At 53.2% G+C, this 1,616-nt stretch carries 1 protein-coding gene and 1 pseudogene; one reads left to right on the forward strand and one right to left on the reverse strand.

What is annotated here, in order from left to right; all coding sequences use genetic code 11:
• A pseudogene (locus BUB23_RS26340) lies at nucleotides 1-261 on the forward strand (Fic family protein); the annotation flags it as partial.
• A gap of 542 nt (nucleotides 262-803) precedes the next feature.
• Here BUB23_RS26340 and BUB23_RS26345 read toward each other — a convergent pair.
• On the reverse strand, nucleotides 804-1,616 hold an 813-nt coding region (locus tag BUB23_RS26345), incomplete at its 5' end, for a type II toxin-antitoxin system death-on-curing family toxin (protein WP_084136282.1).

The raw sequence follows: 1,616 nt of genomic DNA on the forward strand, positions 1-1,616 counted from the left end.
AGCGCCGCAGGACTGTCGCGTATCATTGTGCCGACGGTCTATCGCGAGGATTATCTGTTGCCGCTGAAGAGCCTGTCGAATCATGCCGACGCGACACCCTACATCCGAGCCATGACTCGCATCCATGCCTGGACGGTGGCCTTTGATTACACCCAGCCCCGGCCCGACCTCTATGGGGCGCTCAAGCGGTGCAATGCCTTTGAAGAAGATCTGCGAAACTACCGACTGGTGTTCCCCGAGGTCAACGCAGAGGGGGCTTAATGCGGCCTCGCCCCAGCTTACCGAGCTTTCAACCATTGCGTGATGCTTGTCATTGGCTTGCTGTCCTGGAGACCTTCCGCAGGCTCGCAGGCAAGCTATGCAACTGCGTCTTCCAGGTTTTTATAGCGGAATGCAAGCACCCCAAAGATATCCGGACTTGAGAAGCATGGCGGGTCGGGAATGACGCATGGCCTCAGTGAGCGTAGCAATTTTTTGAGTTCTGTGAGAGCAACAGTGCACAGTATGTAGCGAATGGGATATTTTCTCGCTAGCCTACCAGTCTTGTGTAGCAGCTACTGCGCGTAGCAACCTGTCGCGTTATCTATAAAATGGAATACCGCTTTAATGGGGTAGAGCCGGTAAAAGAAAAGGCTTTGCAGGAAATCCCTGCAAAGCCTCATCAAATCTGGTGGCGCATCCCTGATTCGAACAGGGGACCTGCGGATTATGATTCCGTATTAAAGAGTCGCTTTATATGCGCTTTACCATAGCAATCAATACGTTAGCTTGCTTGGCGTTCGCTATAGCGGTGCTTTATTTCGCTATGCTGTCGACGATTGGTTGACACTATTCTTATCCGCGCTGGGCTCCTTTAACAGGATAAAGTGCTCAATCAACCGGATCATCAAAGTCTTCTGGTCAGGCAAGCTTTCGGCCACTAGCAACGCCAATGCTACCAGAGTGTTGTCATTGACTAGCTGCTCCACAGGCCGTGCCAGCAAATGCTGGTTACGACGCAGGTACCAAAGAAACAAGAAAGAACCGCAACGCTTATTGCCATCGGCCAGTGCGTGGTTCTTGACCAGAAAATACAACAGATGCGCAGCGCGGCTGGCGACGTTTGGGTAAAACAGCTCGTCGCCAAACCCTTGTTCAATCGTTGCCAAAGAGGATGCCAGACCATTGCCACGCACCAGTCCAAACAGCTCAGTCGCTTCGCCCTTGGAAATCAAGGCCAGCTTTAGTTCTGCAATGGCGGCCAAGGCCTCGTCTAGAACCAGCGGTCGCATGTCGGACTGGCTTTGAGCTATCTCCGCAAGCGCTTGCTCATCGTAGCCTTGCAGCAAACTCCAGGATCGAGCATAGTCGCTGATGACCCTGGCCACAGCCTCACCTTCAGCGGATATTAACCCCTGATTTGTGAGCGTACGACTGAGCAACTTTACGGCCTGCTCAAACTCAACGCCACGCCCGACCAACCGGCGCTGATTTACGCTATAGCCCTGTATCAGATGGTCCTTGAGCACACGGGTGGCCCACTTGTTAGCGCCGATGTAATACTGACCCACTGCGCCGGAGTAAAACTGACCCACTTGGGCGAATATGGTGGTTTTTTGGCCGCCGACTATGTTGAC

Origin of the sequence: Pollutimonas bauzanensis (assembly GCF_900129885.1) — a bacterium.
Lineage (GTDB): Bacteria > Pseudomonadota > Gammaproteobacteria > Burkholderiales > Burkholderiaceae_B > Pollutimonas > Pollutimonas bauzanensis.